Source organism: Pelomonas sp. KK5 (assembly GCF_001984095.1).
Taxonomy (GTDB): Bacteria; Pseudomonadota; Gammaproteobacteria; order Burkholderiales; family Burkholderiaceae_C; genus KK5.
The window spans coordinates 19,182-43,224 of sequence record NZ_LYVQ01000025.1 but is presented as its reverse complement, the minus strand read 5'-3'; the positions used below and the strand labels follow the sequence as shown (position 1 = coordinate 43,224).

Here is a 24,043-nt window from a genome sequence, read left to right as displayed (position 1 = left end):
CAGCTACACCGGCGGCACCCTGATCGAGACCGGCACGCTGCAGATCGGCAACGGCGGCAGCAGCGGCGCGCTGGGCAGCGGTGCCGTCGACGACCGCGGCCTGCTGCGCTTCGCCCGCAGCGACGCTGTCACCGTGGGCAACGCGATCACCGGCAGCGGCGGTGTCGAGCAGACCGTGGGCCACCTGACGCTGAGCAGCACCGACAACGCCTGGACCGGCACCACCCGCGTCAGCAGCGGCAGCCTCGCCACCGGCGGCGCCGAGCAGTTGCCCAATGCCTCCGCGGTGCAGGTCGCGGCCGGCGCCAGCCTCACGCTGGCCGGCAACGAGACCATCGGCTCGCTGAGCGCCGACGGCATGGTCACCGTACAGGGCAACGTCACCACCACCGGCGACCAGCGCTACGGCGGCGGCCTGACGATCAGCGCCGCGGCGCCGATCACGCTGAGCGCCGGCGGCCTGCTGGACGCCAGCGCCCAGGCCGCCAACAGCCTGGGCAGCCAGGTGCTGAACCTGACGGCCAACAGCGTGCAGCTGCTGGCCCCGCAGGATCTGAGCCTGGGTGCCGTGCAACTGGCCAACGGCGGCCAGATCAGCGCCGAGCATGTGGCGCTGACCGGCGCGCTGACCCTGAGCGGCGGCGAGCTGAAGCTGATCGCCCGCGCGGCGCCGGACGCCGCCAAGGCCGAGACCAGCCCCACCGCCCTGATCCCGCTGACCGGCCAGCCGCTGGCCGTCGCCGAGGCCACGCTGACCCAGGCAGACGGCAGCACGCTGAACATCGCCAGCGGCGCCACGCTGAGCGTCAGCGCGCTGGGCTCCATCGACCTGAACCAGACCGCAAACGAGGTGGCCGGCAGCATCGCCGTGCTCAGCGGTGCGGCCTACAACACCGCCTGGTCGGCCAACGTGCAGGGGGCGGTCGGCATCCAGACCCGGGTGCGCCTGGCCGGACAGACGCTGAACATCGGCGGCGCCGGGCTGGAGGCGGACTTCGCCGAGATCTCGGCGGCCAAGCTGGCCACCGTCGACACTGCGGCGATCACCGTGCGCCTGCCCTATGACAACATCGCCGCCGGCACCACGCTGTCGCAGCCGGGCCTGCTGCTGAACCTGCTGCCGGGCGCCTTCCAGACCGCCTTCAGCTTCGGCGGGGCGGGCGACAGCGGCATCAACGTGTCGATCGGCGCCCGCGCCACCGGCAACCGCACCGAGGGGCCGGACTCCGGCTTCCTGACCGTGCGCCCGCTGCTGGGCGCCCAGGGCAGCACCGCGATCTACCTGGTCGGCCCGGTGTCGCTGGCCGCGGGGGCCGGCTACAGCCTGTTCCACGACGGCGCGGGCAAGTCCGGCGAGATCCCGGTCTTCTACAACAACGTGCTGCCGGCCGTGCCGCAGCTGACCAGCGCCTTGTCCTCGGTGACGGCGGTGTCCGAGTCGGCGCGGCGCGACCGCTTCGAGGAGGCGGTGCGCACCGAGAACGTCACCGTGCGCCTGCGTGCCGGCGTGATCGCGGAGGTTGGCCCCGGCCGCGCCGCCACCACCGGATCAGGCGGTGTGCAATCGCCGCCGAGCTGCGATAGTGCCGATTGCCAACCATGAGCAATCCCTAAGCTGTAGGATCGGAACCATCATGAGCAAGACTGACAGCTCCCATCCTGGCCGCCGCCAGCTGCTGCAGGCCGCCGGCCTCGGCAGCCTGCTGGCCGCGCTGCCTCCGGCGCGCGCCGCCGCCCCAGCGGAGTCCGGCGACCTGCTGCAGGCCCAGAGTGAGGTGCGCCTGGCCTTGCTCATGGGCAACAGCGAATATCCGGCGCCCTTCGACCTTCCCCCGATCCCGAAGAACGTGCACGACCTGCGCTACGTGCTGGAACAGCGCGGCTTCGTGGTCAGCGACGCGCTGAACGGCAACCTGCCGGCCTCGCGCAAGACGCTGGACGACTTCATTGCGAAAGCCGCCGCCGCGCCGGCCGACGCGACGCTGCTGTTCTACTTCTCCGGCCACGGCATCCAGGTCGATGCCAGCAACCTGCTGCTGCCCGCCGGGCTGGACCCGTCCGGCAAGCCCGACACGCTGCGCGGCGGCAGCGTCAAGCTGATCGACGACGTGATCCTGAAGATCCCGCCTCGCAAGGGCGGCACCATCGTCGCGATCGTCGACGCCTGCCGCACCAGCCTGAAGGCCGGCGCCGACGGCGGCCTGAACCAGGTGGTGGCCCCGGCCGACTGCCTGATCGCTTTCTCCACCGGCGCGGGCCGCCCGGCCGTGGCGCCGGCGGTGGCCGACCGCAGCACCTTCTACACCGCCTCGCTGGTCAAGCTGATGGAGAGCACCTCCGACCAGACCCAGTTCCGCGACCTGTTCCAGCTGGTGCGTACCGATGTGCGCGAGACCATGCTGCACCACCCGGTCGAGGCGATCCGCAGGCTGGCCCAGGACTCCTTCATCGCCGACAGCACGCGCGCCAGCTGCACGCTGGCGCCGCGCGGCATCGCCACCGCGGCGGGCCCTGCCCTGCCCGATGCCGAGCAGGAGGAGCAGGACTTCCAGGCGCTGACCGACGCGGTCTGGCCGGCCGACGTGGTCGAGCGCGCCGACGCCTTCCTGAAGGCCCATCCGAAGAGCGCTCACGCCCCCGCCGCGATGGTGGCCAAGAATGGCGGCGCCGAGGCGCTGAAGGCGCTGCGCCGCCGCGAGGTGCGCCTGTTCAAGACCGCCTTCGACCTGCCGGCGGCCCTGGCCACCGACGAGGACATGCAGCGCGACCTGCACCGCGCCGGCCGCGGCGACAAGGACGCCGCCGCCCGCATCGCCCAGATCCAGCGCAACCGCCGCGACACCGCCAACTGGATGAACCGCTACGAAGGCTGGCTGCAACTGGCCTCGGCGCTGGGCAACGGCATCGCGAGCTACGACCTGGCCCTGCACTACCGCAGCCAGAACCAGCCGCTGCTGTCGAGCCAGTGGGAAAGCCGGGCACGCGAGCAGGGCTACACCCCGCCGCCGAGCCTGGACAACGTCCGCAAATAACGGCTTACTTCATCGCCACCTGGCCCTGACGCATCAGGGCCAGGACGGTGTCGCGCTTGTGGGCCAGGTGCTCCAGCATCAGCGCGCGCATCGCGGCCGAATCGCGCGCTTCCAGCGCCGCGATCATCTGCTCGTGCTCCTTGACCGCCTGCTTCCATTTCGCGCCGTCCTGGTTGGTGCGGAAGCGCAGGTTCTGGATGCGGGCGTTGATCGAGCGGAAGGTCTTCGTCAGCAGCGGGTTCTTGGCCGCCTCGTTGATCAGGTCGTGGATCTGCGCGTTGATGCGGTAGTAGCCGGACAGGTCCTCGCGGGTGTAGCAGGCCAGCATCTCGTAGTGCAGCGCGCGCAGCTCGGCCAGCTCCTTGTCGGTGATGCGCTGGGCGGCCAGCTCGCCGGACAGCGCCTCGAGGCCGGCAATCACCTCGAAGGCGCAGACCACGTCCGTCTCGGTCAGCTTGACGGCAACGGCGCCGCGGTTGGGCAGCAGGTCGACGAGGCCCTCCGCGCCGAGCAGCTTGATCGCCTCGCGCAGCGGCGTGCGCGAGACCTGCAGCAGCTCCGAGAGCTCGCGCTCGTTCAGCTTGGCGCCGGGCTTGATGCGGCCCTCGATGAGCATCGTGCGCAGCCGCGCGGCGACCTGCTCGTGCAGCGCCATGCGCGAGATCTCGATCACATTGTTCGTCGTGGTGGACATCCGGTTCCTCTCGGGGCCGGATTTTTGCATGCGATTCACGAGGCGAGCTGTTGCTCCAGCAGGCGGGCCACATGGATGGCCTCGCGGGCGGCGCCGTCGGCGATCTGGTGGCGGCAGCTGGTGCCATCGGCCACGACGATGGCCTCGGGCCTCGCGCGTACCGCCGGCAGCAGGCTGGCCTCGGCCATCGCCATCGACACCTCGTGGTGCGAAGCCTCGTAGCCGAAGCTGCCTGCCATGCCGCAGCAGGAGCTTTCGATCAGCTCGGGCTTCGCGTCGGGGATCAGCTTGAGCACGTCGAGGATCGGCGTTACGGCGCCGAAGGCCTTCTGGTGGCAGTGGCCGTGCAGCAGGATCGGCTGGGCCGCGGCCTTCAGCTTCGGCGCGAAGCGGCCGGCCTTGGCTTCGCGGGCGGCGAACTCCTCGAACAGCAGGGCCTGGCCGGCCACTTTCTGCGCCTTGTCGCCGAGGCCCATCACCAAGGCCTCGTCGCGCAGGGTCAGCAGGCATGAGGGTTCCAGGCCGACGACAGCGATGCCCGCCTCGGCAAAGGGCAGCAGCGCGTCGACCAGCGCACCGGCGCGCGCCTTCGCTTCATCGACCATGCCGGACGAGAGGAAGGTGCGGCCACAGCAATGGTGCTTGCCGTCGGCCTGCGGTTCGAGCGCATGGACGACATAGCCCGCGGCGATCAGCACGCGGGCGGCGGCCCAGGCGTTCTCGCTCTCGAAGGTGCCGTTGAAGGTGTCGACGAAGAGCACGGCGACCTTCTGGCCGGCTTTGGCCGCGGCCAGCGCCATCGCGCCGTCGGCCAGGCCCATCCGCGGCTGGCGCCAGAAGGTGTCGGCGCGCCACTTCGGGAGGCTTCGCTTGGCCGAGAAGCCCAGCAGCTTCTCGCTGAGCCAGGCGGCGCCGGGCAGCGTGTCGCGCAGATTGGGCAGCCAGGCGAAGCGGCTGGCCAGCGCCGCATAGTCGGGCAGCCGGGCGACCAGCCGGTCCTTCAGCGTGTGGCCGTGCCGCGCCTTGTAGTGCGACAGGAATTCGATCTTCATCTTGGCCATGTCCACGCCGGTCGGGCAGTCGCGCTTGCAACCTTTGCAGCCGACGCAGAGGTCCATGGTCTCGTGCATCGCCTCGCTGGTAAAGGCATCAGGCCCGAGCTGCCCGGAGACGGCCAGCCGCAGCGTGTTGGCGCGGCCACGGGTCAGGTGCTGCTCGTCGCGGGTCACGCGGTAGCTGGGGCACATGGTGCCGGCGTCGAACTTGCGGCAGTGGCCGTTGTTGTTGCACATCTCGACGGCCTTGGCGAAGCCGCCGGTGCTGTCGCCGCCGGTGCCGGGCGCGGTGGTGGCCTCGGTGACCGGATCGTTCTGCACGTTCCAGGCGGACCAATCCAGCGCCGGCTTGATCTCGATGCGCTTGTAGGGCCGCGGCGCACTGGGCGGCGGGAAGCGCATCAGCGAGACGTCGTCCATCCGCGGCGTGTCGATGATCTTGCCGGGGTTGAAGAGATTGATCGGATCGAGCTGCTGCTTGATCGCGCGGAAGGCCTTGTTGATCTCCGAACCGAACTGCCACTCGATCCACTCGCCGCGGCACAGACCGTCGCCATGCTCGCCGCTGAAGGCCCCCTTGTACTTGCGCACCAGCGCTGCGGCGTCCTCGGCGATGGCGCGCATGCGTGCAGCGCCTCCCTCCGGACCGTCGCGCCGCATGTCGAGGATGGGCCGCACATGCAGCGTGCCGACCGAGGCGTGGGCGTACCAGGTACCGTGGGTGCCGTGCCTGGCGAACACCTCGGTCAGCCCGTCGGTGTACTCGGCCAGGTGCTCCAGCGGCACCGCGCAGTCCTCGATGAAGCTGACCGGCTTGCCGTCGCCCTTCAAGCTCATCATGATGTTGAGGCCAGCCTTGCGCACTTCCCACAGCGCCTTCTGCGGCGCGTCCTCGCTCATCTCGACGACGGAGCCGGGCAGGCCCAGGTCGCCCATCAGCTCACCAAGCTGCTTCAATTTCGGCAGCAACTCCGCCCGGTTCGCACCGGAGAACTCGACCAGCAGGATCGCATCCGGCTTGCCGATCAGCGCGGTCTCGATCGTCGGGCGGAAGGCCGGGTTGGTCAGGCTCAGCTCGATCATGATGCGGTCGACCAGCTCCACCGCCGTCGGCTGCAGCTTGACGATGTGCTGGGCCGCGTCCATCGCCGCGCGGAAGGTCGGAAAGTTGACGACGCCCAGCACCTTGGCGCGCGGCAATTCGGCCAGTTGCAAGGTGAGCCGCCGCGTGTACGCCAGCGTGCCCTCGGCGCCGATCAGCAGGTGGGCGAGGTTGACGCCGCCGTCGCCGGTGTAGGGCCGCTCGCTCTGGTTGTGGAAGATGTCGAGGTTGTAGCCGGCAACGCGGCGCATCACCTTGGGCCAGTTCGCCTCGATCGCGCCGCGATGCTGCGCGGCCAGGTCGCGGACGAAGTTCGCGATCTCCACCGCCCGCCCGGCAAGACCTGACACCGGCCCGAAGCCCACGCGCTGGCCGTCGGACAGCCACGCATCGACGCCCAGCACGTTGTGCACCATATTGCCGTAGGCGATCGAGCGCGAGCCACAGGAGTTGTTGCCGGCCATGCCGCCCAGCGTGGCCTGCGCGCTGGTGGACACGTCGACCGGGAACCACAGGCCGTGGGCCTTCAGTTGCTGGTTCAGGTGGTCCAGCACCAGGCCGGGCTCCACCACCGCGCGGCGCTGCTCCGCATCGACCTCGATCACGCGGCGGAAGTGCTTGCTGTTGTCGATCACCAGCGCGGCGCCGGTGGTCTGGCCGCACTGGCTGGTGCCGCCGCCGCGCGGCAGCACCGGCACCTGCAGCTCGCGGGCGATGTCGATGGCGGCCTGGATGTCGTCCTCGGTGCGGGGCACGAAGACACCGGCGGGAACGATCTGGTAGATCGACGCGTCGGTGGCGTAGCGGCCGCGCGAAGGCAGGTCGAACAGCACCTCGCCCTGCGTGTGGGCGCGCAGCCGGCGGGCCAGCGCCTCGCAGGTCTCGTTGGGCGGCAGCTCGGTGCCGAGGGCGCGGGCCGGGCTCAGGCGGCTGGCGTCTTCGATCTTCATCGCTTGTCTCCTTTTGTGCGTTGTAAACATTTTGCATGCAAAAAATACGGACAACAACCCAGCAATACAAGGGTAAACGCGAGTGTTGTATTGTGTTTTGCATGCAAAACTAGATTCATCCAACGACGGAGACATTGCCGATGCTGAACCTCGACTTCCACCCCACCGGCCGCCATTTCCTGCAGATCCCCGGCCCAAGCCCGGTGCCCGACCGGATCCTGCGCGCGATGAGCCTGCCGACCATCGACCACCGCGGCCCCGAGTTCGGCGCTTTAGGCCTGCAGGTGCTCAAGGGCATCAAGCAGATCTTCAAGACCGAGCACCCGGTCGCCATCTACCCGGCTTCCGGCACCGGCGCCTGGGAAGCGGCGCTGATGAACACGCTCTCCCCCGGCGACCAGGTGCTGATGTACGAGACCGGCCACTTCGCCTGGCTGTGGCAGCAGATGGCCCGCAAGCTGGGGCTGGAGCCCGAGGTGCTGGCCCGGCAGGGCAGCGACGCCGCCCTGCCCCACGCGCCGAGCTGGCGCCGCGGCGTGCAGGCGGACCTGATCGAGGAGCGCCTGCGCAAGGACACGCAGCATGCGATCAAGGCCGTCTGCGTGGTCCACAACGAGACCTCCACCGGCGTCACCAGCGATATCGCCGCGGTGCGCCGCGCGATCGATGCCGCGCGCCACCCGGCCCTGCTGCTGGTGGACACGATCTCCGGCCTGGCCAGCGCCGACTACCGGCATGACGAATGGGGCGTGGACGTCACCGTCAGCGGCTCGCAGAAGGGCCTGATGCTGCCGCCCGGCATCAGCTTCAACGCGCTGTCGCCGAAGGCGATCGAGGCCAGCAAGCGCTCGAAGATGCCCAAGTCCTTCTTCGCCTGGGACGAGATCGTCGAGATGAACGCCACCGGCTACTGGCCGTATACGCCCAACACCAACCTGCTGTACGGCCTCTCGGAGGCGCTGGACATGCTGCTGGGCGAAGGGCTGGACCAGGTCTTCGCGCGCCATCAGCGCTGGGCCGCCGGCGTGCGCGCCGCGGTGAACGCCTGGGGCCTGGAGATCCAGTGCGCGGACCCGGCCGTGTACTCGCCGGTGCTGACCGGCGTGCTGATGCCCGAAGGGGTCGATGCCGACGCGGTGCGCAAGCTGATCTACGAGCGCTTCGACATGTCGCTGGGCACGGGCCTGTCCAAGGTGAAGGGCCGCATGTTCCGCATCGGCCACCTGGGCGACAGCAACGACCTGACGCTGCTGGGCACCGTGGCCGGCTGCGAGATGGGCCTGAAGCTGGCCGGCGTGAAGCTCAAGGGCAGCGGCGTGCAGGCCGCGATGGAGCACTTCGCCACCAACAAGCAGCAACAAGCCTGATCGATCGTTCCCGAGCTCGCCATACAAGGAGACAACGAGCCATGAAGAAGATCTTCCGCGCCACCAACGTGGTCATCGCCATGCTGTGCGCGATGTATTTCATCACCTACCTGGACCGGGTCAACGTCAGCACGGCCGCGGCCGGCTTCGGGCCCGAGTTCGGGCTCAGCAAGACGCAGATCGGCCTGGTGTTCTCGGCCTTCGCCTATCCGTACCTCGTGTTCCAGATCATCGGGGGCTGGGTCAGCGACCGTTTCGGGGCCAAGCGCACGCTGCTGTTCTGCGGCGCCGTGTGGGCCGGCGCCACCGTGCTGACCGGCATGGCCGGCGGCCTGGCCTCGATGCTGGTGGCCCGTGTGCTGCTGGGCCTGGGCGAAGGAGCGACCTTCCCGGCGGCGACCTCGGCGATGTCGCGCTGGGTGGCCAAGGAGAAGCGCGGCTTCGCGCAGGGCATCACCCATGCGGCGGCGCGGGTCGGCAATGCGGTGGCGCCGGCGGCGATCGTGGCGGTGATGGCCACGCATGGCTGGCGCGAATCGTTCTACGTCTGCGCCGGCATCAGCTTCGTCTGGGTCGCGCTGTGGGCCCGGGTGTTCACCGAGCAGCCCAAGGACCATCCGCGCATCACGCAGGAGGAACTGGCCGCGCTGCCGCCGCTGAAGTCCAAGGTCTCGAACGTACCCTGGGGCAAGCTGTTCCGCCGCATGTGGCCGGTGACGCTGGTGTACTTCTGCTACGGCTGGACGCTGTGGCTGTTCCTCAGCTGGATCCCGCAGTACTTCCTGCACAGCTACGACCTGGACCTGAAGAAGTCGGCCCTGTTCGCCTCCGCCGTGTTCTTCGCCGGCGTCGTCGGCGACACGCTGGGCGGCATCGTCACCGACAAGCTCTACGAGCGCACCGGCAGCCTGCAGAAGGCACGCAGCTGGATGGTGGCCGTGTGCATGGCGCTGACCCTGCTCTCGCTGATTCCGCTGATGCTGACGCACAACCTCTACGTGTCGATGGCGAGCCTCGCCGCCGGCTTCTTCTTCGCGGAGATGACGATCGGCCCGATGTGGGCGATCCCGATGGACATCGCGCCGGAGCACTCCGGCACCGCCAGCGGCATGATGAACACCGGTTCGGCCTTCGCGGCCATCGTCTCGCCGGTGATCTCGGGCTGGCTGATCGACCGCTTCGGCAGCTGGGAGCTGCCCTTCGTCGGCAGCATGCTGCTGATGGCGGTGGGCGTCGCGCTGTCGTTCCGGATGCGGCCGGAGACGAAGTTCGAGGAAGCTCGCGCGCCACAGGCGCCGGCCCGCGCCAAGGAGGTCAGCTCCTCAGCCGCGTGAAGCGGCCGCGCAATCGAGGAAGCCGTTCATCAAGGGCTCCCCGCTGAGCAGTTCCGGATTGATCGCATGGAACTCGGGGTGCCACTGGACGCCGGCGACGAAGCAGGAGCCCTTGGCCCGGATCGCCTCCACCATGCCGTCCTCGACGGCCCGGGCCTCGACGATCAGGTCGCCACCGAGGCGGTCCACCGCCTGGTGGTGGATGCTGGTGACAAGGCCGCCCTTGTGGCCTTCATAGAGCTTGGCCAGCCGCGACTCGGGATCGAAGACGATGTCGTGGTGGTGCTGGTCGTAGAGCTCGGCGTCCACATGGGCCTTGGCCTCGGCCAGCTGGGTGGCGATGTCCTGGTACAGCGTGCCGCCGTAGGCCACGTTGATCAACTGGCAGCCGCGGCAGATGCCCAGCACCGGCTTTCCCTGGGCCAGGAAGCCCTCCAGCAGCTCCATCTCGTAGCGGTCGCGCACGATGTCGCCGCCCCACTCGGGCTTCAGCGGCTGCTGGCCGTAGCTGGTGGGCGACACGTCCGCCCCGCCCTGCATCACCAGGCCGTCCAGCGCGTCGACGTAGTGCCGCACGGTGACGCGGCGGCGGTCCACCTCGGCGTCGAAACCCAGCGTGGGCAGCATCAGCGCCATCGCGCCGTGGGCCATGATCCAGTGGGCGATCGCCTGTTCCAGGTACTGCAGCGTCTTGTTGCGAAAGCCCAGCTCGGCCGGCGGCTTGTGCATCAGCCGCGCCGAGAGGCCAATCCGCAATGGCGCTGTCTCGGGACTCATGCAGGCCGCCCCGCCCATCGCAGGCATTGGCGCCGCACCACTTCCGGCAGCAGCCGCTCCCTGTCATGCAGGCCGCGCAGCCAGCTCGCGTCGTTGCCGGTGCCGGCCAGTTCCCCGCGCAGCAGCCGGATGCCGTCCTCCGCCTTCAGCTCCATCGCATGGATCTCGATGGCGGCGAAGGTGGCCTCGATATCCTCGCGCAGCGTGCGGTGCACGCCACTCTTCGGGTCGACGAAGGTGCCGTCCAGCCCGAAGCGGCAAGCCTGAAAGCGATTGAAGGTGTAGGGCAGGTAATCGTCCTCGGCGGGCTCGAAAGGCCGCTCGATGCGCAGCCAGCGGGCCAGGCACTGCACATAGGCGGCCAGCGCGGCGGCCTTCTCGATCGTCAGCGGCGTGTCCAGCACCCGCACCTCGATGGTCCCGTACTCCGGCTTGGGCCGGATGTCCCAGTAGAAGTCCTTCATGCTCTTGACGACCCCCGTGCGGGCCATCTTGTCGAAGTAGGTGCCGAAGTCCTCCCAGCGCGTCACGAAGGGCGCCCGGCCCGACAGCGGGAAGGCGAACACCGAGTTCAGCCGCGCCGAGTCGAAGCCGGTGTCCGTGCCCTGAACGAAGGGTGAGGAGGCCGACAGCGCGATCAGGTGCGGGATGAAGCGCGAGAGCCCGTGCAGCAGCACCAGCGCCTGGTCCGGCCCGGCGCAGCCGACGTGCACATGCTGGCCGAAGATCGTGAACTGCTTGGACAGGTAGCCGTACAGCGCCGAGATCTCGTGGAAGCGCGGCTTGTCGAAGATGCGGCGCTGGCTCCAGTCCTGGAACGGGTGCGTGCCGCCGCCGCAAAGGCCCACGTTGAGCCGATCGGCCGCGGCTACCAGCGCGTCGCGCGTCTCGGTCAGTTGGGCCAGTACCTCGGCATGGTCCACGCAGACGCCGGTGCACAGCTCGATCATGCTCTCGGTGATCTCGGGCATGACGTTGCCGGGCAGCTTGACCTTCTCCATCAGCCGCAGCAGGTCGCGCGAGGACGGGGCGAGGTCGTAGTCGTGATGGTTCACGATCTGCAGCTCCAGCTCGACGCCCAACGTCAGCGAGCGCGAGTCGGCAAAGGGTTCGAGGCTCATCGGTTCTTCTCCGCACGCCGGTGGTATTCACCGGCAATCCACAGGCCGGCCTGGACCAGCGCGGGCCCCGGCAGCGCCATGATGGCCATCGCCGACAGCACGATGGGGGTCAGGTCTTGCGCCAGCGCCGGGTGCGACTGGCGCAGCTCCGCCAGCAGCACCAGCGAGGTCGCCGAGATCGGCAGCGCCGTCATCGCCAGCCCCAGGCCCTGGCGCAGGCTGATGCCGCTGTAGTGCGCCATGCCGGTCAGCACCGCGCCGCGCACCAGCGCCCGCGCCGCCAGCGCCACGCCGGCGATCACGACGCCCGCGCTCAGCGCCGCCGCCGACCAGGCCGCCCCGGCGATCACGAACAGCATCAGCACCAGCACGCCGCCGGCGGTGCCGAAGTGGCGCGGCCAGATGCACGGCCGCTCGCTGGTGTTGCGCAGCAGCACGCCGGCCAGCAGCGGCACCAGCAGCGTGGACAGCATCAACAGCCGCGCCAGCGTGACCGCCAGCAGCACCAGGCCCAGCAGCAGCAGCACGGTGTTCTCGTCGCGCAGCTCGAAGCGGCGCAGCACGAGGGCCACCGCGCCGGCCAGCAGCGCCGCCACGCCCAGCGAACCGGCGAAGGTGTAGAGCGGCTGGGCGACGCCCTGGATCCAGTCGCCCCGCGAGTCCAGGTGCAGCCAGCCGGCCACCAGCTTCAGCAGCAGGACGGCGTAGAGCGTGTTCAGCGCGCTGAGCACCAGCATCCGCTCGGTGACCTGGCCGGCCGACTTCAGCTCGGTGGCCACGCGGCCGATCACGGCGGCGGCACTCACGCCCAGCAGCGCCGAACCGGCCAGCGCCACCCGCGGCTCCAGCCCGAACCCGCTCAGCACCGCGAACACCGCCCAGAAGCCCAGCAGCGACTCCAGCAGGCTGGTCAGCAGCAGGCTCGGGTTGGCGCGCAGCCAGCGCAGCGAGACGCGGGCGCCGAGCTCGAACAGCAGCAGGCCCAGCGCCAGGTCGACCAGCAGCCGGTCGGTGCCCAGCAGCAGGCCATCGCCGATGCCCTTGCCGAAGCCGGCCACCAGCATGCCGGCGCCGGCATAGCCGACGATGCGGGGCAGTTGCAGGCGCCCCTGGACCACGCCGCCGAGCAGTGCGCCGGCCAGCAGGATCAGCGCGATCCAGAACAGCAGGTCAGGTCGAGGGGGCCAGTGGGCGAAGTGGAAATAAGCGGCAAGGGACTCCATTTGTACGATATTAATCTCCTGGCCGTTCAGGCCCTGCCGCGACCGCGTCGCCTGAAAAGAAAGCCCGCCAGCACGGCCAGGCCGCCGGCCAGGCTCATCGCGGTGGCCGGCTCATCGACGACGACGACCAGCACGCCGTTGGTTCCCATCGCATAGAGCCGGCCCTGGCTGTCCTCGCCGAAGGCATCCAGGCCGCTGAGGCCGGTGCCGCCCAGCAGGGCCGCGGTGTCGTCGCGCAGGTCGCTCAAGGCGCCGCCGGCACCGACGGCGAAGGACCAGACCTTGTTGGCGACGTAGTCGCCGAAGAAGTAGCGGCCATCGGCATCGGCGATGGACGGGCCGCGATAGACGAAGCCGCCGATGACCGTGCCGCCCATGTCGCGGCCGTAGTCGTAGACCGGGCCGGTGAGCCCGGGGGCATTGCCGCCGTTGGTGGGCGACTGGATCGTGCCCTCGCGCAGGCGCCAGCCGTAGTTGTGGCCGCCTGGATCGCCGGCGAGCTCGAGGTCCAGTTCCTCGCGGGTCGACTGGCCGACGTCGCCGATCCAGAAGGCCCCGCTGGCCCGGTCGAAGCTGGCGCGGAAGGGGTTGCGCAGGCCCAGCGCCCAGATCTCGGGGCGCGTGGTCGCGCTGGCCGAGAAGGGGTTGTCCGCCGGGACTGCATAGCCGGCGCCGGTGCCGCTGACGTCCACCCGCAGGATCTTGCCAAGCAGGCTCTGCGGGTTCTGCGCGTTGTTGTCGGGGTCGTAGCCGGAGCCGCCGTCGCCGGTGGCGATGTAGAGGTTGTTCGTGTCGCCGGGCCGGAAGCCGATCCAGCCGGCCTTGTGGTTGTTGCGGCCCGCGGGCTGCGCGATCGTCATGATCTGCTGGGCCGAGCCGGCATCGGCCACGCTCGCGCCCGGCGAGGCCACCTGGTAGCGGGCGATCACGGTGTTCAGCGTCGTCTTGTCCACGTAGTCCACGTAGAAGCGGCCGTTGGTGGCGTAGTTGGGGTCGAAGCTCAGGCCCAGCAGCCCGCGCTCGCCGTCGGTGGCCACCTGGGCGGACAGGTCCAGGAAGGGCGTCGGCTGCACCACGCCGCCCACCAGCACCTTCACCAGGCCGCCCTTCTCCACGATGAAGGAGCGGCTGTCGCCGGCCGGCGCGGTCAGCATCAAGGGCACATCCAGGCCGCTCGTGACCACGGTGGCGTCGATGGCCAGGGCCGGGACGGTGGAGAACGCCGCCAGCAGCAAGGCTGCCAGGCGTGACGGACGCGTCGGCATCATGGCTTGTCTCCGAGGTTGGCTTTACATGCGCTGACGGTACGCGCAGGGCACGCCCGGCCCATGCAGGCCGGGAACGCGGCGGCTTGTAGGAGAACGCCTACGGATACATGTAGCGCCGCGTCAGCGGCTGGTCGGCCGGGCCGCCCCGCTCGGGGCGGCGGCTGCCGAGGATCTGGTAGATGCCCAGCTCGCCCGATTCGAACTCCAGTGCGCAGGCCGCCATGTACAGGCGCCAGACGCGGTAGGTCGCCTCGCCGACATGCGCCACCGCCTCGTCGTGGTGGCGCTCCAGCCCGTCCACCCAATGGCGCAGGGTCTTCGCGTAGTGGGCGCGCAGGCACTCGACGTCGAGGATCTCGAAGCGCTTGAACTCCATCTGGCGCTGCACGTTGCTGAGCAGGTCCAGCTCGCCGTCGGGGAACACATAGCGGTTGATGAAGACCGAGGACAAGGCCTGACCCCAGCCCTCCTCGTCGTGCGTGATGCCGTGGTTCAGGAACAGGCCGCCGGGCTTCAGCAGCTCGTGCACCTTGGCGAAATATTGCGGCAGGTTCTTCAGCCCGACGTGCTCGAACATGCCGACGCTGGAGACCTTGTCGAACTGGCCCTGCATGTCACGGTAGTCGCGCAGCTCGACGGTGATGCGATCGCCCAGGCCCGCCGCGGCGATGCGCTCCTGGGCCAGCGCCAGCTGCCGCTGGCTCAGCGTGATGCCGTGGGCCTGCACGCCGTGGTGCTTCGCCGCATGGATCGCCAGTGCGCCCCAGCCGCAGCCGATGTCCAGGAAGCGCTCGCCGGGCTTCAGGCGCAGCTTGCGGCAGATGTGCTCCAGCTTGGCGGTCTGGGCATCGGCCAGCGCCGTGTCCTCGGTCTCGAAGTAGGCGCAGGAATAGACCATCTTCGCGTCCAGCCACAGCGCATAGAAGTCGTTGGAGACGTCGTAGTGGAAGGCGATCGCCTGGCGGTTCTCCTGGCGGCTGTGCTCGCGCACGGCCAGCTGCGGCAGCACCGAATGGCTGCCCGGCAGCGCGCCGGACAGGCCCAGGATGCGCATCAGCACCTTGACCCGCTGCATCGGCGGCAGGTGCAACTCGCGCAGGTGGTCCTTGAGCGTCAGCGCGGCGAAGAAGTCGCCCTCGATATCGACGTCGCCGCGGAAGTAGGAGTCGGCAAAACGCAGCGGATCACGACCGACGATCAGCCGGCGCAGCACCTCGCCGTCGGCCAGCGTCAGCGTGAAGTCGGGGCTGCGACCCTGGGCCGCGCCGCGGCCGAAGACGCCACCCACGCTGCCCTGCCCGTGGCCGATGCGCAGGCCCATGGTGCCGGGATAAGGTTCGAACAGACGGCGGGCCAGATCGGCCCAGTCACCCAGACCCGGATCGACGGGCCGGACAGCGGCATCGGCGGAGGAAGCAATCGAGCGGCTGGAGTCCACGGTACGCAGGGGCGAAGTGGTGAAGAAGCTTGATTCTTGGTCCATGAAAACACACTGGCAAGCCATATGCCGCCATGTGGGTTTTTCGCACGTTTCCCCAGGTAAAGCGTGCGATCAGTGAACCACCTGCACCGGCGGGATCTGCGCCGCCGCCGCCGCGGCCTGGGCCTCCAGTTCAGCCGTCAGCCGGGCGGCAAGACGTGGCACCTGCGCCTGCGACAGCAGGCTCGCGTAGGCCAGGCCCAACCAGCCGGTGGCAAACAGCTCCTGCACCACGTCGGGCGGCAGCGCCAGCAGCTTCTGCTCGTCGATCAGCTTGAAGCCGCTGAGCTTGTAGGGCCGACCCTGCAGCTCGTAGTTGATCTGGCGCTCGACCAGCAGGCCCAGCGCATGCAGGCGCTCGGCGAACTGGTGGCTGGCCGCCATCTGCTGGCGGAACTGCAGCAGGAAGTCCTGCGCGTTCTTCAGCCAGGCGCTGTCGCTGCCGTCCTCGGCGAACAGCGGCTCGCCCTCGGTCTCGTTGAGGCCCGCATAGCTCTCGTCCACGCAGACGGTGTACTGGGAGTCGTGCGGCCCGTTCTCGGACAGCACGAAGGGATAGCGGCGGATGAAGGCCGGCACGTAGTGGTTCGTCGCCCAGTGCCCCTGCGCATCGACGAACAGGTTCTCGCGGTCGCGCAGGCCCACCAGCGCCGCCATCGCATGACCCTGCGCCGTGGTGATGAACACGCAGGGATAGTCCAGGCAGGCCTGCGGCAGCTCGCTGGCGGCCAGCAGCACCGAGTTGGTCTCGCGGGCGAAGCCGAAGCGGTGCTCGCCGCCCTTGAGCCGCAGCTTGCGGTGGCGCTCGCGGTGCAGCGCGACGAGCTTGTCGTAGATCAGCAGGGTCTTGCTCATGCTCGGCCTCCTTGCGGCGTGGGTAGTTGCGATTCCGGACGGCCCAGCTTCAGCCCGACGATGCCGGCCGAGGCGATGCCCAGCAGCAGCGCCAGCGCTGCGCCGCTGAAGATGGCGGCGGGCCGGCCCTGGTCCAGCAGCGCGCCGAAGACCGGCGCGGCGACGGCGAAGCCGGCATCCAGCCCCGAGTAGACGGTGCCGTAGACCCGGCCGGTGGCGCCGGGCGGAGCGGCGCGCTTGATCAGCATGTCGCGCGAGGGCCCGGCCAGGCCCGTGCCGAAGCCGGCCAGCGCAGCCACCACCGCCGCGGCCTGGGCTGGCAGCCAGCCGCTGGCGGTCAGCAGCAGTGCGCCGGCGGCCAGCGCCATCGCCAGCGCGATCGTGCGCTCCAGCCGCTGCACCCGCGCCACCAGGAAGCCACCGACGAAGGTGCCGGCTGCGCCGCAGAGCAGGAAGCCCGTCACCACCGAGGCGGTCACCGCCAGCGGCAGGCCGTACATGCGGCCCAGGGCGGGGCTGGCGAAGCTCTGCATCGCCGCCAGCGCCGCGGTGCTGAAAAAGAAGAAGGAGAAGCACAGCCAGATGCTGGGCAGTCGCAGGAAGGCCAGCGGGTGGGCCGTGGCCGCGGCCACTTCGCGCTGCTGCCGGCGCGCACCCTGGCGGTCATCGAGATGTGCGCGCTGCCACACCAGCATGGCCAGCACCACGGCCGCCACCAGGCCGGTGCCGAGATAGGCATAACGCCAGTTCCCCGTGGACTCGGCGATGGCGATCGTCAGCACCGGCGCCGCCGCCCAGCCCAGGTTACCGCTGACGCCGTGCACCGAGAAGGCATGGCCCAGCCGCGGCGCCGAGACGCGCTGGTTCAGGATCGTGAAGTCCACCGGATGGAAGGCGCAGTTGCCCAGGCCCGCCAGCATCGCCGCCAGCACCAGGCCGTTCATGCCCTGGGCCATTCCCGCTGCCGCCGAGGCCGCGATGAAGCAGGCCATCGAGGCGAACAACACCGGCCGCGCCCCGGTGCGGTCCACCACGAAGCCGGCCAGCGCCTGCCCGATGCCCGACACCAGGAAGAACACCGTCACCAGCAGGCCCAGCTCCGAGTAGCTGAGCCCGAAGTCCCGGATGAAGGCCGGGAACAGCGGCGGCAGCAGCATGTGGAAGAAGTGCGAGCAGCCGTGGGCCAGGCCGATCAGGCCGATGGTGGCGAAGTCCCTGCTCGCCGGGGTCGAGGTGTCGGTGCCATTCATGGGCTCCGACTGTACTCATTCGGGCCGGCTCAATGCCACGCGCCGAGCACGGCGCCCATCACCGTGTACGCGACCACCTGGTAGCCGGCATTGATCAGCCACAGCTTCAGCGAGCGCTGCTCGAACAGGTAGATCACGCCCAGGCTCATCGCCACCCAGCCCAGGCCCGTGGCGAAGCCGGCGAACAGGCCGAACTGCAGCGTCGCCTTGGCCCCGAGGAAGGCAGCCAGGTTGAAGGCCATCACCAGCTGCGCCAGCGCCGAGAGGCCGAAGGTGCGCGCCAGGTTCGGCACCCGCGATTCATCGACGCCGGCCTCGCGCGCCCAGGCCTTGGCGAACAGCAGCGGCGAATACCAGACGCCGCCGATGGCGAAGTTCAGGAGCGCCGCCACAATGACGGCGGGAATGTTCAGGTGCATGTCGTCCATCGCGAGCCTCTCTTTGTCGGGTGCCGCGATGTTCGTCATCCGCGCCCCCAACGACAAGCCGCACTCGACCGAAACCCATGCCCAGCCTGCCGAACGCCGACGCCACGCTGCCGAACCCGGCGGCCGTGCGTTTCGACGACCGGGCGCTGATGGCCTGCGGCATTCCCGCCTTCGGCATTGCCATCCCCTTCCTGACCGGCCTGTACGGGCCGCTGACGCCGGCCCGGCCGATGTTCTGGCTCGGCTTCGTGCTCGTCGTCGCGCTGGCCGCCGCGATCTGGCTCGGCAACCGCTGGCTGCTGTTCCGCCAGCGCGAGCAGTGGAGCTGGTTCGGCCAGCCGCTGCGCAAGCTGGTGATGCTGGTCAGCGCCAACGTGCTCTACACCGCGCCGCTGACCGCGCTGGTGCTGTGGGCCTGGTTCCGCTCGGCCGGGCTGCCGGTGGATGCCGATGCGCTGAAGCTGGTGATCGCCACCAACGTGATCTGCGTGCTGTTCGTGACCCACGCCTACGAAACCATGTTCCTGATCCGCGAGCGCGAATCCGACATGCTGCAGGTGGAGCGCCTGCAGCGCGCCCGCGCGCAGGCCGAGCTGGCCGCGCTGAAGGCCCAGGTGGACCCGCACTTCCTGTTCAACAGCCTCAACGCACTGGGCCACCTGATCGGCAGCGATGCCGCGCGGGCCCGCGAATTCAACGACACGCTGGCCGAGGTCTACCGCTACCTGCTGGCGGCGCGCGACCTGGTGCCGCTGTCCGACGAACTGGCCTTCCTGGCAAGCTATCACCGCCTGCTGGCGCTGCGCTTCGGCGCGGCGGCGATCCGCCTGGAACTGGACCCCGCGCTGGCCGCAAGGTCCGGCCTGCTGCCGCCCACCGCGCTGCAGGCCCTGCTGGAGAACGCGGTCAAGCACAACGAAGCCAGCGCAGCGCTGCCGCTGGCCATAACGGTCAAGCTCGACGGCGACGCGATCCGCGTCACCAACCCGCTGCAGCCGCGTCGCAGCGCCCTGCCCTCCTCCGGTCTCGGCCTGCTGAACCTGGACGAGCGGCTGCGGCTGCTGTCCGGCCGCGGCCTCGAGCGCCACGAAGGCGACGGCCGCTTCGAGATCCTCATCCCCCTTCTCAAGCCATGAACCTCTTCATTGCCGAAGACGAACCGCCAGCCCGCGAACGCCTGGTCGAGGCCCTCGCCCGCGTGGCGCCGCTGGCCCGCGTCGTGGGCCACAGCGACACCGTGCAGGGCACGCTCGCCTGGCTGGCGGCCAACCCCGCGCCGCAGCTGCTGCTGATGGACATCCAGCTGGCCGACGGGCTCTCGCTGGAGCTCTTCCGCGGGCGCCGCCTGCAGTTGCCGACGATCTTCACCACCGCCTACGACCAGTTCGCGCTGCAGGCCTTCGACGCGCTGGCCGTGGACTACCTGCTCAAGCCGGTCTCGGATGCCGCGCTGGCCCGCGCGCTGGACAAGGCCGCCTGGTGCCAGGGCGACCTGGCCGAGCAGCTGCTGCGACGCCTGTCCGCCCCGCGCCAGCGCCTGGTCGGCCGGCGAGGGGCGCAGTTCCATGCGCTTGAACTGGGCGTTATTGCCTGCTTCGTCTCGGTGGACAAGCTGGCCTACGCGATCGACCGCGAGGGCCAGCGCTACCAGCTCGAGACCACGCTGGCCGAGCTGGAGGCCACGCTGGACCCGCGCCGCTTCTTCCGCGCCAACCGGCAGCTGATCGTGGCCGCCGAGGCGGTACGCCGCTTCGCGCCCGCGGGCAAGGGCCGGCTGAAGCTGGAGCTGATGCATCCCGCGCTGGACGGCGAGCTGACGATCAGCCAGGAACGGGCTGGGGCCTTCCGCGCCTGGCTCGAAGGCTGATCGCGCACTGGGCGACAATTCATCCATGGAACAAGTTCTCTTCGACTACACCAGGCAGGACGCCGAGGGCCAGAGCTGCACCGCCCACGCCTGGGCCAAGGTGCCGGCGCCGCTGAAGCAGGATGAGCGCACCGCGCTGAAGGCACGCGCCGCCGCGCTGCTGAAGGCCAAGAACGCCGTGCTGGTGGCCCACTACTACGTGGACGGCGACCTGCAGGACCTGGCGCTGGAGACCGGCGGCATCGTGTCGGATTCGCTCGAGATGGCCCGCTTCGGGCGCGACCACGCGGCGCAGACGCTGGTCGTCGCCGGTGTTCGCTTCATGGGCGAATCGGCCAAGATCCTGTCGCCCGAGAAGCGGGTGCTGATGCCGGATCTCGACGCCACCTGCTCGCTCGACCTGGGCTGCCCGGCCGACGAATTCGCCGCCTTCTGCGACGCACACCCCGACCGCAAGGTCGTCGTCTACGCCAACACCAGCGCCGCGGTGAAGGCCCGCGCCGACTGGATGGTCACCAGCTCCTGCGCGCTGGACATCGTCTCGGCCATGCACGCACGCGGCGAGAAGATCCTGTGGGCGCCCGACCGACACCTCGGCCGCTACATTCAGGAACAGACCGGCGCCGACATGCTGATGTGGAACGGCGCCTGCATCGTCCACGACGAGTTCAAGGGCCTGGAGCTGGAGCTGCTGCGCGAGCAGCATCCGGACGCGATGATCCTGGTCCACCCCGAATCGCCGAAGAAGGTCGTGGAGATGGCCGACGTGGTCGGCTCCACCTCGGCGCTGATCAAGGCGGTGGTCGAGGGCGCGGCGCAGGAGTACATCGTCGCCACCGACAACGGCATCCTGCACCGCATGCGCCAGCTGGCGCCCGGCAAGACGCTGATCGAGGCGCCCACCGCCGGCAACAGCGCCACCTGCAAGAGCTGCGCGCACTGCCCCTGGATGGCCATGAACGGCCTGCAGAACCTGGTCGACTGCCTGGAGACCGGCAGCGGCGAGATCTTCGTGGAGGAGCCGATCCGCACGCAGGCGGCCGGCTGCATCGAGCGCATGCTGGACTTCACCGCGGCACTGAAGGCCGGTGTGAAATCCGGCATGACGCCCGGGATCGGCGCCGCCTGATTGGGGCTATAACAGCGGGCTGAGACAGAACAACACCGGAGGACGGACCATGGCGCAAGACTTCAGCTCGCTTTTCAATCATCACGAACGCGAGGTCTTCGCCACCGTGATGGCGATGGCGCCCCAGTACGAGGGCAATATCGCCCTGGACGCCGACACGCTGTGCGACGTCGCCTGCGTGGCGCTGAACCGGCTGCCGCCGCGCTACATCCGCCACGAGGTGGACTTCTCCTTCTACCTCACCGAGCGCGAGCGCCAGGAAATCAGCGCCGCGGTCCACGAGGCCGTCACCTACGCGTTCAACTTCGTCGAGGCCCGAACGGCCCTGCGCTCGCGCAACTCATAACGCCATTTGTTGGCGGCGTCCGAATCGGCGATCAGGATCGTCGGGAAGCTGGCCGGCAGCGTGCGCGGGTAGTCGCGGCTGAAGTGCAGGCCGCGGCTTTCGTGGCGCAGCAGCGCGGAGCGCACGATCAGCTCCGCGCACTCGACCAGGTTGCGCAGTTCCAGCAGGTCGCGGTTGACGCGGAAGTTGGCGTAGTAGTCGTCGATCTCGGTGCGCAGCAGCTCGATCCGGTGCAGCGCGCGCTCCAGCCGCTTGGTGGTGCGCACGATGCCGACGTAGTTCCACATCAAGAGGCGCAACTCGTCCCAGTTGTGGGCGATGACGACCTGCTCGTCGGCGTTCTCGACCTGGCTCTCGTCCCAGTCGGGCAGCGGCTCGGCCGCCGGCTCCGGCAGGGCCAGGATGTCGGTGGCGCAGGTCTGGCCCAGCACCACGCATTCCAGCAGCGAGTTGCTGGCCAGGCGATTGGCGCCGTGCAGGCCGGTGTAGGTGGTCTCGCCCACCGCGTACAGGCCCGGCAGGTCGCACTTGCCGCTCAGGTCGGTCACCACGCCACCGCAGGTGAAGTGCACCGCCGGCACCACCGGGATCGGGTCCTTCGCGATGTCGATGCCCAGCGCCAGGCAGCGGGCATGGATGGTCGGGAAGTGTTCCTTCAGGAAGGCCTCGCCGAGATGGGTGGCGTCCAGCCAGACGTGATCCAGGCCGTGCTTCTTCATCTCGAAGTCGATCGCGCGGGCGACGATGTCGCGCGGCGCCAGTTCCATGCGAGCGTCATGTGCGGCCATGAAGCGGGTGCCGTCCGGCAGCTTGAGATGCCCGCCCTCGCCGCGCAGCGCCTCGGTGATCAGGAAGCTGCGTTCCTGCGGGTGGTAGAGGCAGGTCGGGTGGAACTGGATGAACTCCATGTTCGCCACGCGGCAGCCGGCGCGCCAGGCCATCGCGATCCCGTCGCCGGTGGAGGTGTCGGGGTTGGTCGTGTAGCGGTAGACCTTGCCGGCGCCGCCGGTGGCCATCACCACCGCGCGGGCCGGGAGCGTCTCGACCTTCTGGGCGTCGATGTCCAGCGCGTAGATGCCGTAGCAGCGCGGCAGTTCGTCGCGCTGCAGGTGGCGCGAGGTGATCAGGTCCAGCGCCATCGAGCGCTCGCGCAGCGTGATGTTCGGGTGCTTGCGCGCGGCGTCCAGCAACTGGTCGTGGATGGCCTTGCCGGTGGCGTCGGCCGCATGGGCGATGCGGCGCACCGCGTGGCCGCCTTCGCGCGTGAGGTGCAGGCCCAGCGGGCCGTCGTCGTCGGGCGTGAAGGGCACGCCCTGCTGCACCAGCCATTCGACCGCCGCCGCGCTGCGCTCGGCGATGAAGCGGGCGGTGGCCTCGTCCACCAGGCCGGCGCCGGCGTCCTGCGTGTCGCGGACGTGGCTCTCGATGCTGTCGTCCTGCCCCAGCACGCCGACGATGCCGCCCTGCGCCCAGGCCGTGGCAGCCTCGTTCAGTTCGCGCTTGGCGAGGACCACCACGGGGACGGTGTCGGCGAGGTGGAGGGCGACGGTGAGCCCGGCGAGGCCGGCGCCGACGATGACGACGGGAGCGGTGGAAGGCATACGGTGGATTCTCTCTAGGCTGCGTCGAGCAGCAGGAGGCGCGTCAGGGGGAAGCGCTTGAAGTCATTGTCGAAAGTGACGAGGCGGCGGCCGGACGTCTCGGCGACTGCGGCCAGCCAGGCGTCGGTGAGGTGCTTCGCAGGAAGTGAGGCGAGGTCGCCGGCCAACCACTGATCCAGCAAGGCGTCGGCCGTTTCATGGTCGACCTGGAAGCCGACGCCCGGGGTCGTGCGCAGGCTGCGATAGAGGGCATGGGCCTGTGGTGGCTTCAGTACAGCCTCGCCCATCAGCGCTGGCTGGCAAAGCATGCGCAGCAAGCCGAGCATGGTGCTGCGGCAGAAAAAATGGGCAAGGCCCTTGGCACGGATCGGCGCGCAGGCGTCCCAGTAGCGCCGCGCCGCCGCGTGGTGGATATGGTGCCTGCCGAGCAGCGCGATCCAGACGTTCAGGTCGACCAGATCGCCGCTGGCCAGCCAGGTGGCCGGTGGCTCGGCCACGCGCAGACCCGCACGGCTCATTCTTCCTCGTCGAGAAGCTCAAACAGGCCTGCGTTGGACAGGTACTTGGCCGGGATATTCCGACCGAAGGCAAGTGTCGGCAGTTCGGCGGCAGGCGCCGGCGGCGCGAGAGACACCTGCAAGCCGCGCTCGATCAACTGCAGCGTCAGGTCCCTCAGGCTGCGACCTTCCAGGGCCGCGCGGGCCTTGAGGTGCCGCAGCAACTCGTCGGGGAGGTCCAGCGTGGTTCTCATGAGGCGCACAGTAGCACAAATGCATCAATGTGCGTAGCGACCTACGCATCCGTCCCCTCGACGAATGTCAGCCGGTTGCCGAAGGGGTCGGTCACCGTCATCTCGCGGCTGCCCCAGGGCTTCAGCTCGATGCCAGGCTTGGCGTGCTTGTAGTCGGCCCCGACGAGCCGCTGATGCAGTGCGTCGAGCTGCGGCGTGGCGATACGCAGCGAGGCGCCCGGGCAGCAGTCGCCGTGATGGCCGGTCAGGTGCAGGGAGCACGCGCCCTGCGAGACCTGCATGTACAGCGGGAAGTTGTCGCCGAAGCGATGCTCCCAGTCCACGCTGAAGCCAAGGAAGTCGACGTAGAACGCCCGTGCCAGCGCCTCGTCGAAGATGCGAAGCACGGGCGTCGGGGCTTGAAGGTTCATGCC

21 protein-coding genes and 1 pseudogene are annotated in these 24,043 nt (G+C 69.4%); 8 read left to right on the top strand and 14 right to left on the bottom strand.

Annotated features, from left to right (window positions below):
- Nucleotides 1–1,603 (top strand): annotated as a pseudogene (locus B0W88_RS33480) (hypothetical protein); the annotation flags it as partial.
- A gap of 31 nt (nt 1,604–1,634) precedes the next feature.
- Nucleotides 1,635–3,032: a caspase family protein gene (locus B0W88_RS05840; protein WP_077033719.1), complete on the top strand. Its 1,398-nt coding sequence runs from the start codon at nt 1,635–1,637 to the stop codon at nt 3,030–3,032.
- A gap of 4 nt (nt 3,033–3,036) precedes the next feature.
- Here B0W88_RS05840 and B0W88_RS05835 read toward each other — a convergent pair whose 3' ends face one another.
- Both B0W88_RS05835 and B0W88_RS05830 read right to left on the bottom strand, forming a co-directional pair.
- On the bottom strand, nt 3,037–3,726 hold the full coding sequence (locus B0W88_RS05835; RefSeq protein ID WP_077033718.1) for a GntR family transcriptional regulator: 690 nt from the start codon (nt 3,724–3,726) through the stop codon (nt 3,037–3,039).
- 35 nt (nt 3,727–3,761) lie between these two features.
- Nucleotides 3,762–6,833 carry an FAD-binding and (Fe-S)-binding domain-containing protein gene (locus B0W88_RS05830; protein WP_077033717.1) on the bottom strand — a complete coding sequence of 1,024 codons (3,072 nt, stop codon included), beginning with the start codon at nt 6,831–6,833 and terminating at the stop codon, nt 3,762–3,764.
- 140 nt (nt 6,834–6,973) lie between these two features.
- Between B0W88_RS05830 and B0W88_RS05825 the strand changes: the two genes are divergently transcribed.
- Nucleotides 6,974–8,200 carry an alanine--glyoxylate aminotransferase family protein gene (locus B0W88_RS05825; RefSeq protein ID WP_077033716.1) on the top strand — a complete coding sequence of 409 codons (1,227 nt, stop codon included), beginning with the start codon at nt 6,974–6,976 and terminating at the stop codon, nt 8,198–8,200.
- Between the two features lie 41 nt (nt 8,201–8,241).
- Entirely contained in the window at nt 8,242–9,534 is a 1,293-nt protein-coding gene (locus B0W88_RS05820; protein WP_077033715.1) for an MFS transporter, read from the top strand.
- Here B0W88_RS05820 and B0W88_RS05815 read toward each other — a convergent pair.
- The 8 genes from B0W88_RS05815 to B0W88_RS05780 all read right to left on the bottom strand — a co-directional run bounded on the left by B0W88_RS05815 (nt 9,523) and on the right by B0W88_RS05780 (nt 17,936).
- The gene (locus B0W88_RS05815) at nt 9,523–10,263 is read right to left on the bottom strand and encodes a gamma-glutamyl-gamma-aminobutyrate hydrolase family protein (protein ID WP_233151634.1); all 741 of its coding nucleotides are present in this window, start codon (nt 10,261–10,263) and stop codon (nt 9,523–9,525) included. The genes B0W88_RS05820 and B0W88_RS05815 overlap by 12 nt on opposite strands.
- Nucleotides 10,264–10,307: 44 nt before the next feature.
- Entirely contained in the window at nt 10,308–11,432 is a 1,125-nt protein-coding gene (locus B0W88_RS05810; RefSeq protein ID WP_077033714.1) for a YbdK family carboxylate-amine ligase, read from the bottom strand.
- Nucleotides 11,429–12,655 (bottom strand): cation:proton antiporter, encoded by a 1,227-nt coding sequence (locus B0W88_RS05805; RefSeq protein WP_077033713.1) that lies wholly within the window; start codon nt 12,653–12,655, stop codon nt 11,429–11,431. The genes B0W88_RS05810 and B0W88_RS05805 overlap by 4 nt, the downstream gene beginning before the upstream one ends.
- Nucleotides 12,656–12,681: 26 nt before the next feature.
- The gene (locus tag B0W88_RS05800; RefSeq protein WP_083748607.1) at nt 12,682–13,923 is read right to left on the bottom strand and encodes a sorbosone dehydrogenase family protein; all 1,242 of its coding nucleotides are present in this window, start codon (nt 13,921–13,923) and stop codon (nt 12,682–12,684) included.
- Between the two features lie 97 nt (nt 13,924–14,020).
- Nucleotides 14,021–15,244, bottom strand: a complete 1,224-nt coding sequence (locus B0W88_RS05795) for a cyclopropane-fatty-acyl-phospholipid synthase family protein (protein ID WP_144006625.1) — start codon at nt 15,242–15,244, stop codon at nt 14,021–14,023.
- Nucleotides 15,245–15,475: 231 nt separating this feature from the next.
- A complete protein-coding gene (locus B0W88_RS05790) occupies nt 15,476–16,258 on the bottom strand; it encodes a SapC family protein (protein WP_077033710.1) in 783 nt (260 codons plus the stop codon).
- Nucleotides 16,255–17,508, bottom strand: a complete 1,254-nt coding sequence (locus B0W88_RS05785) for an MFS transporter (RefSeq protein WP_077033709.1) — start codon at nt 17,506–17,508, stop codon at nt 16,255–16,257. Before B0W88_RS05785 ends, B0W88_RS05790 begins: the two co-directional genes overlap by 4 nt.
- Before the next feature lie 29 nt (nt 17,509–17,537).
- Nucleotides 17,538–17,936 (bottom strand): DUF1761 domain-containing protein, encoded by a 399-nt coding sequence (locus B0W88_RS05780; RefSeq protein WP_077033708.1) that lies wholly within the window; start codon nt 17,934–17,936, stop codon nt 17,538–17,540.
- Nucleotides 17,937–18,013: 77 nt separating this feature from the next.
- Between B0W88_RS05780 and B0W88_RS05775 the strand changes: the two genes are divergently transcribed.
- From B0W88_RS05775 to B0W88_RS05760, 4 genes are read left to right on the top strand one after another with little or no spacing between them, the layout of a single operon-like run.
- The gene (locus B0W88_RS05775) at nt 18,014–19,072 is read left to right on the top strand and encodes a sensor histidine kinase (protein WP_083748606.1); all 1,059 of its coding nucleotides are present in this window, start codon (nt 18,014–18,016) and stop codon (nt 19,070–19,072) included.
- Nucleotides 19,069–19,803, top strand: coding sequence for a LytTR family DNA-binding domain-containing protein (locus B0W88_RS05770; protein WP_077033707.1), 735 nt, complete (start codon nt 19,069–19,071; stop codon nt 19,801–19,803). Before B0W88_RS05775 ends, B0W88_RS05770 begins: the two co-directional genes overlap by 4 nt.
- 25 nt (nt 19,804–19,828) lie before the next feature.
- Nucleotides 19,829–20,932 (top strand): quinolinate synthase NadA, encoded by a 1,104-nt coding sequence (nadA, locus tag B0W88_RS05765; RefSeq protein WP_077033706.1) that lies wholly within the window; start codon nt 19,829–19,831, stop codon nt 20,930–20,932.
- A 49-nt stretch (nt 20,933–20,981) separates the two neighbouring features.
- On the top strand, nt 20,982–21,278 hold the full coding sequence (locus B0W88_RS05760; RefSeq protein WP_077033705.1) for a late competence development ComFB family protein: 297 nt from the start codon (nt 20,982–20,984) through the stop codon (nt 21,276–21,278).
- Here B0W88_RS05760 and nadB read toward each other — a convergent pair.
- The 4 genes from nadB to B0W88_RS05740 are packed head-to-tail and all read right to left on the bottom strand — an operon-like array spanning nt 21,224 to nt 24,040.
- Complete coding sequence (gene nadB / locus B0W88_RS05755; protein ID WP_077033704.1) at nt 21,224–22,879, bottom strand: L-aspartate oxidase; 1,656 nt, start codon at nt 22,877–22,879, stop codon at nt 21,224–21,226. The genes B0W88_RS05760 and nadB overlap by 55 nt on opposite strands.
- 14 nt (nt 22,880–22,893) lie before the next feature.
- Complete coding sequence (locus B0W88_RS05750; RefSeq protein ID WP_077033703.1) at nt 22,894–23,397, bottom strand: TA system VapC family ribonuclease toxin; 504 nt, start codon at nt 23,395–23,397, stop codon at nt 22,894–22,896.
- A complete protein-coding gene (locus B0W88_RS05745; protein WP_077033702.1) occupies nt 23,394–23,630 on the bottom strand; it encodes a hypothetical protein in 237 nt (78 codons plus the stop codon). Before B0W88_RS05745 ends, B0W88_RS05750 begins: the two co-directional genes overlap by 4 nt.
- A gap of 41 nt (nt 23,631–23,671) precedes the next feature.
- On the bottom strand, nt 23,672–24,040 hold the full coding sequence (locus tag B0W88_RS05740) for a glyoxalase superfamily protein (RefSeq protein ID WP_077033701.1): 369 nt from the start codon (nt 24,038–24,040) through the stop codon (nt 23,672–23,674).
- Nucleotides 24,041–24,043 lie beyond the last annotated feature (3 nt).

Bases quoted from the DNA above. Each gene is read 5' to 3' on its own strand.
- B0W88_RS05840 (WP_077033719.1), top strand. From the start codon at position 1,635: ATGAGCAAGACTGACAGCTCCCATCCTGGCCGCCGCCAGCTGCTGCAG.
- B0W88_RS05835 (WP_077033718.1), bottom strand. From the start codon at position 3,726: ATGTCCACCACGACGAACAATGTGATCGAGATCTCGCGCATGGCGCTG.
- B0W88_RS05830 (WP_077033717.1), bottom strand. From the start codon at position 6,833: ATGAAGATCGAAGACGCCAGCCGCCTGAGCCCGGCCCGCGCCCTCGGC.
- B0W88_RS05825 (WP_077033716.1), top strand. From the start codon at position 6,974: ATGCTGAACCTCGACTTCCACCCCACCGGCCGCCATTTCCTGCAGATC.
- B0W88_RS05820 (WP_077033715.1), top strand. From the start codon at position 8,242: ATGAAGAAGATCTTCCGCGCCACCAACGTGGTCATCGCCATGCTGTGC.
- B0W88_RS05815 (WP_233151634.1), bottom strand. From the start codon at position 10,263: ATGCACAAGCCGCCGGCCGAGCTGGGCTTTCGCAACAAGACGCTGCAG.
- B0W88_RS05810 (WP_077033714.1), bottom strand. From the start codon at position 11,432: ATGAGCCTCGAACCCTTTGCCGACTCGCGCTCGCTGACGTTGGGCGTC.
- B0W88_RS05805 (WP_077033713.1), bottom strand. From the start codon at position 12,655: ATGGAGTCCCTTGCCGCTTATTTCCACTTCGCCCACTGGCCCCCTCGA.
- B0W88_RS05800 (WP_083748607.1), bottom strand. From the start codon at position 13,923: ATGATGCCGACGCGTCCGTCACGCCTGGCAGCCTTGCTGCTGGCGGCG.
- B0W88_RS05795 (WP_144006625.1), bottom strand. From the start codon at position 15,244: ATGGGCCTGCGCATCGGCCACGGGCAGGGCAGCGTGGGTGGCGTCTTC.
- B0W88_RS05790 (WP_077033710.1), bottom strand. From the start codon at position 16,258: ATGAGCAAGACCCTGCTGATCTACGACAAGCTCGTCGCGCTGCACCGC.
- B0W88_RS05785 (WP_077033709.1), bottom strand. From the start codon at position 17,508: ATGAATGGCACCGACACCTCGACCCCGGCGAGCAGGGACTTCGCCACC.
- B0W88_RS05780 (WP_077033708.1), bottom strand. From the start codon at position 17,936: ATGGACGACATGCACCTGAACATTCCCGCCGTCATTGTGGCGGCGCTC.
- B0W88_RS05775 (WP_083748606.1), top strand. From the start codon at position 18,014: ATGCCCAGCCTGCCGAACGCCGACGCCACGCTGCCGAACCCGGCGGCC.
- B0W88_RS05770 (WP_077033707.1), top strand. From the start codon at position 19,069: ATGAACCTCTTCATTGCCGAAGACGAACCGCCAGCCCGCGAACGCCTG.
- nadA (WP_077033706.1), top strand. From the start codon at position 19,829: ATGGAACAAGTTCTCTTCGACTACACCAGGCAGGACGCCGAGGGCCAG.
- B0W88_RS05760 (WP_077033705.1), top strand. From the start codon at position 20,982: ATGGCGCAAGACTTCAGCTCGCTTTTCAATCATCACGAACGCGAGGTC.
- nadB (WP_077033704.1), bottom strand. From the start codon at position 22,879: ATGCCTTCCACCGCTCCCGTCGTCATCGTCGGCGCCGGCCTCGCCGGG.
- B0W88_RS05750 (WP_077033703.1), bottom strand. From the start codon at position 23,397: ATGAGCCGTGCGGGTCTGCGCGTGGCCGAGCCACCGGCCACCTGGCTG.
- B0W88_RS05745 (WP_077033702.1), bottom strand. From the start codon at position 23,630: ATGAGAACCACGCTGGACCTCCCCGACGAGTTGCTGCGGCACCTCAAG.
- B0W88_RS05740 (WP_077033701.1), bottom strand. From the start codon at position 24,040: ATGAACCTTCAAGCCCCGACGCCCGTGCTTCGCATCTTCGACGAGGCG.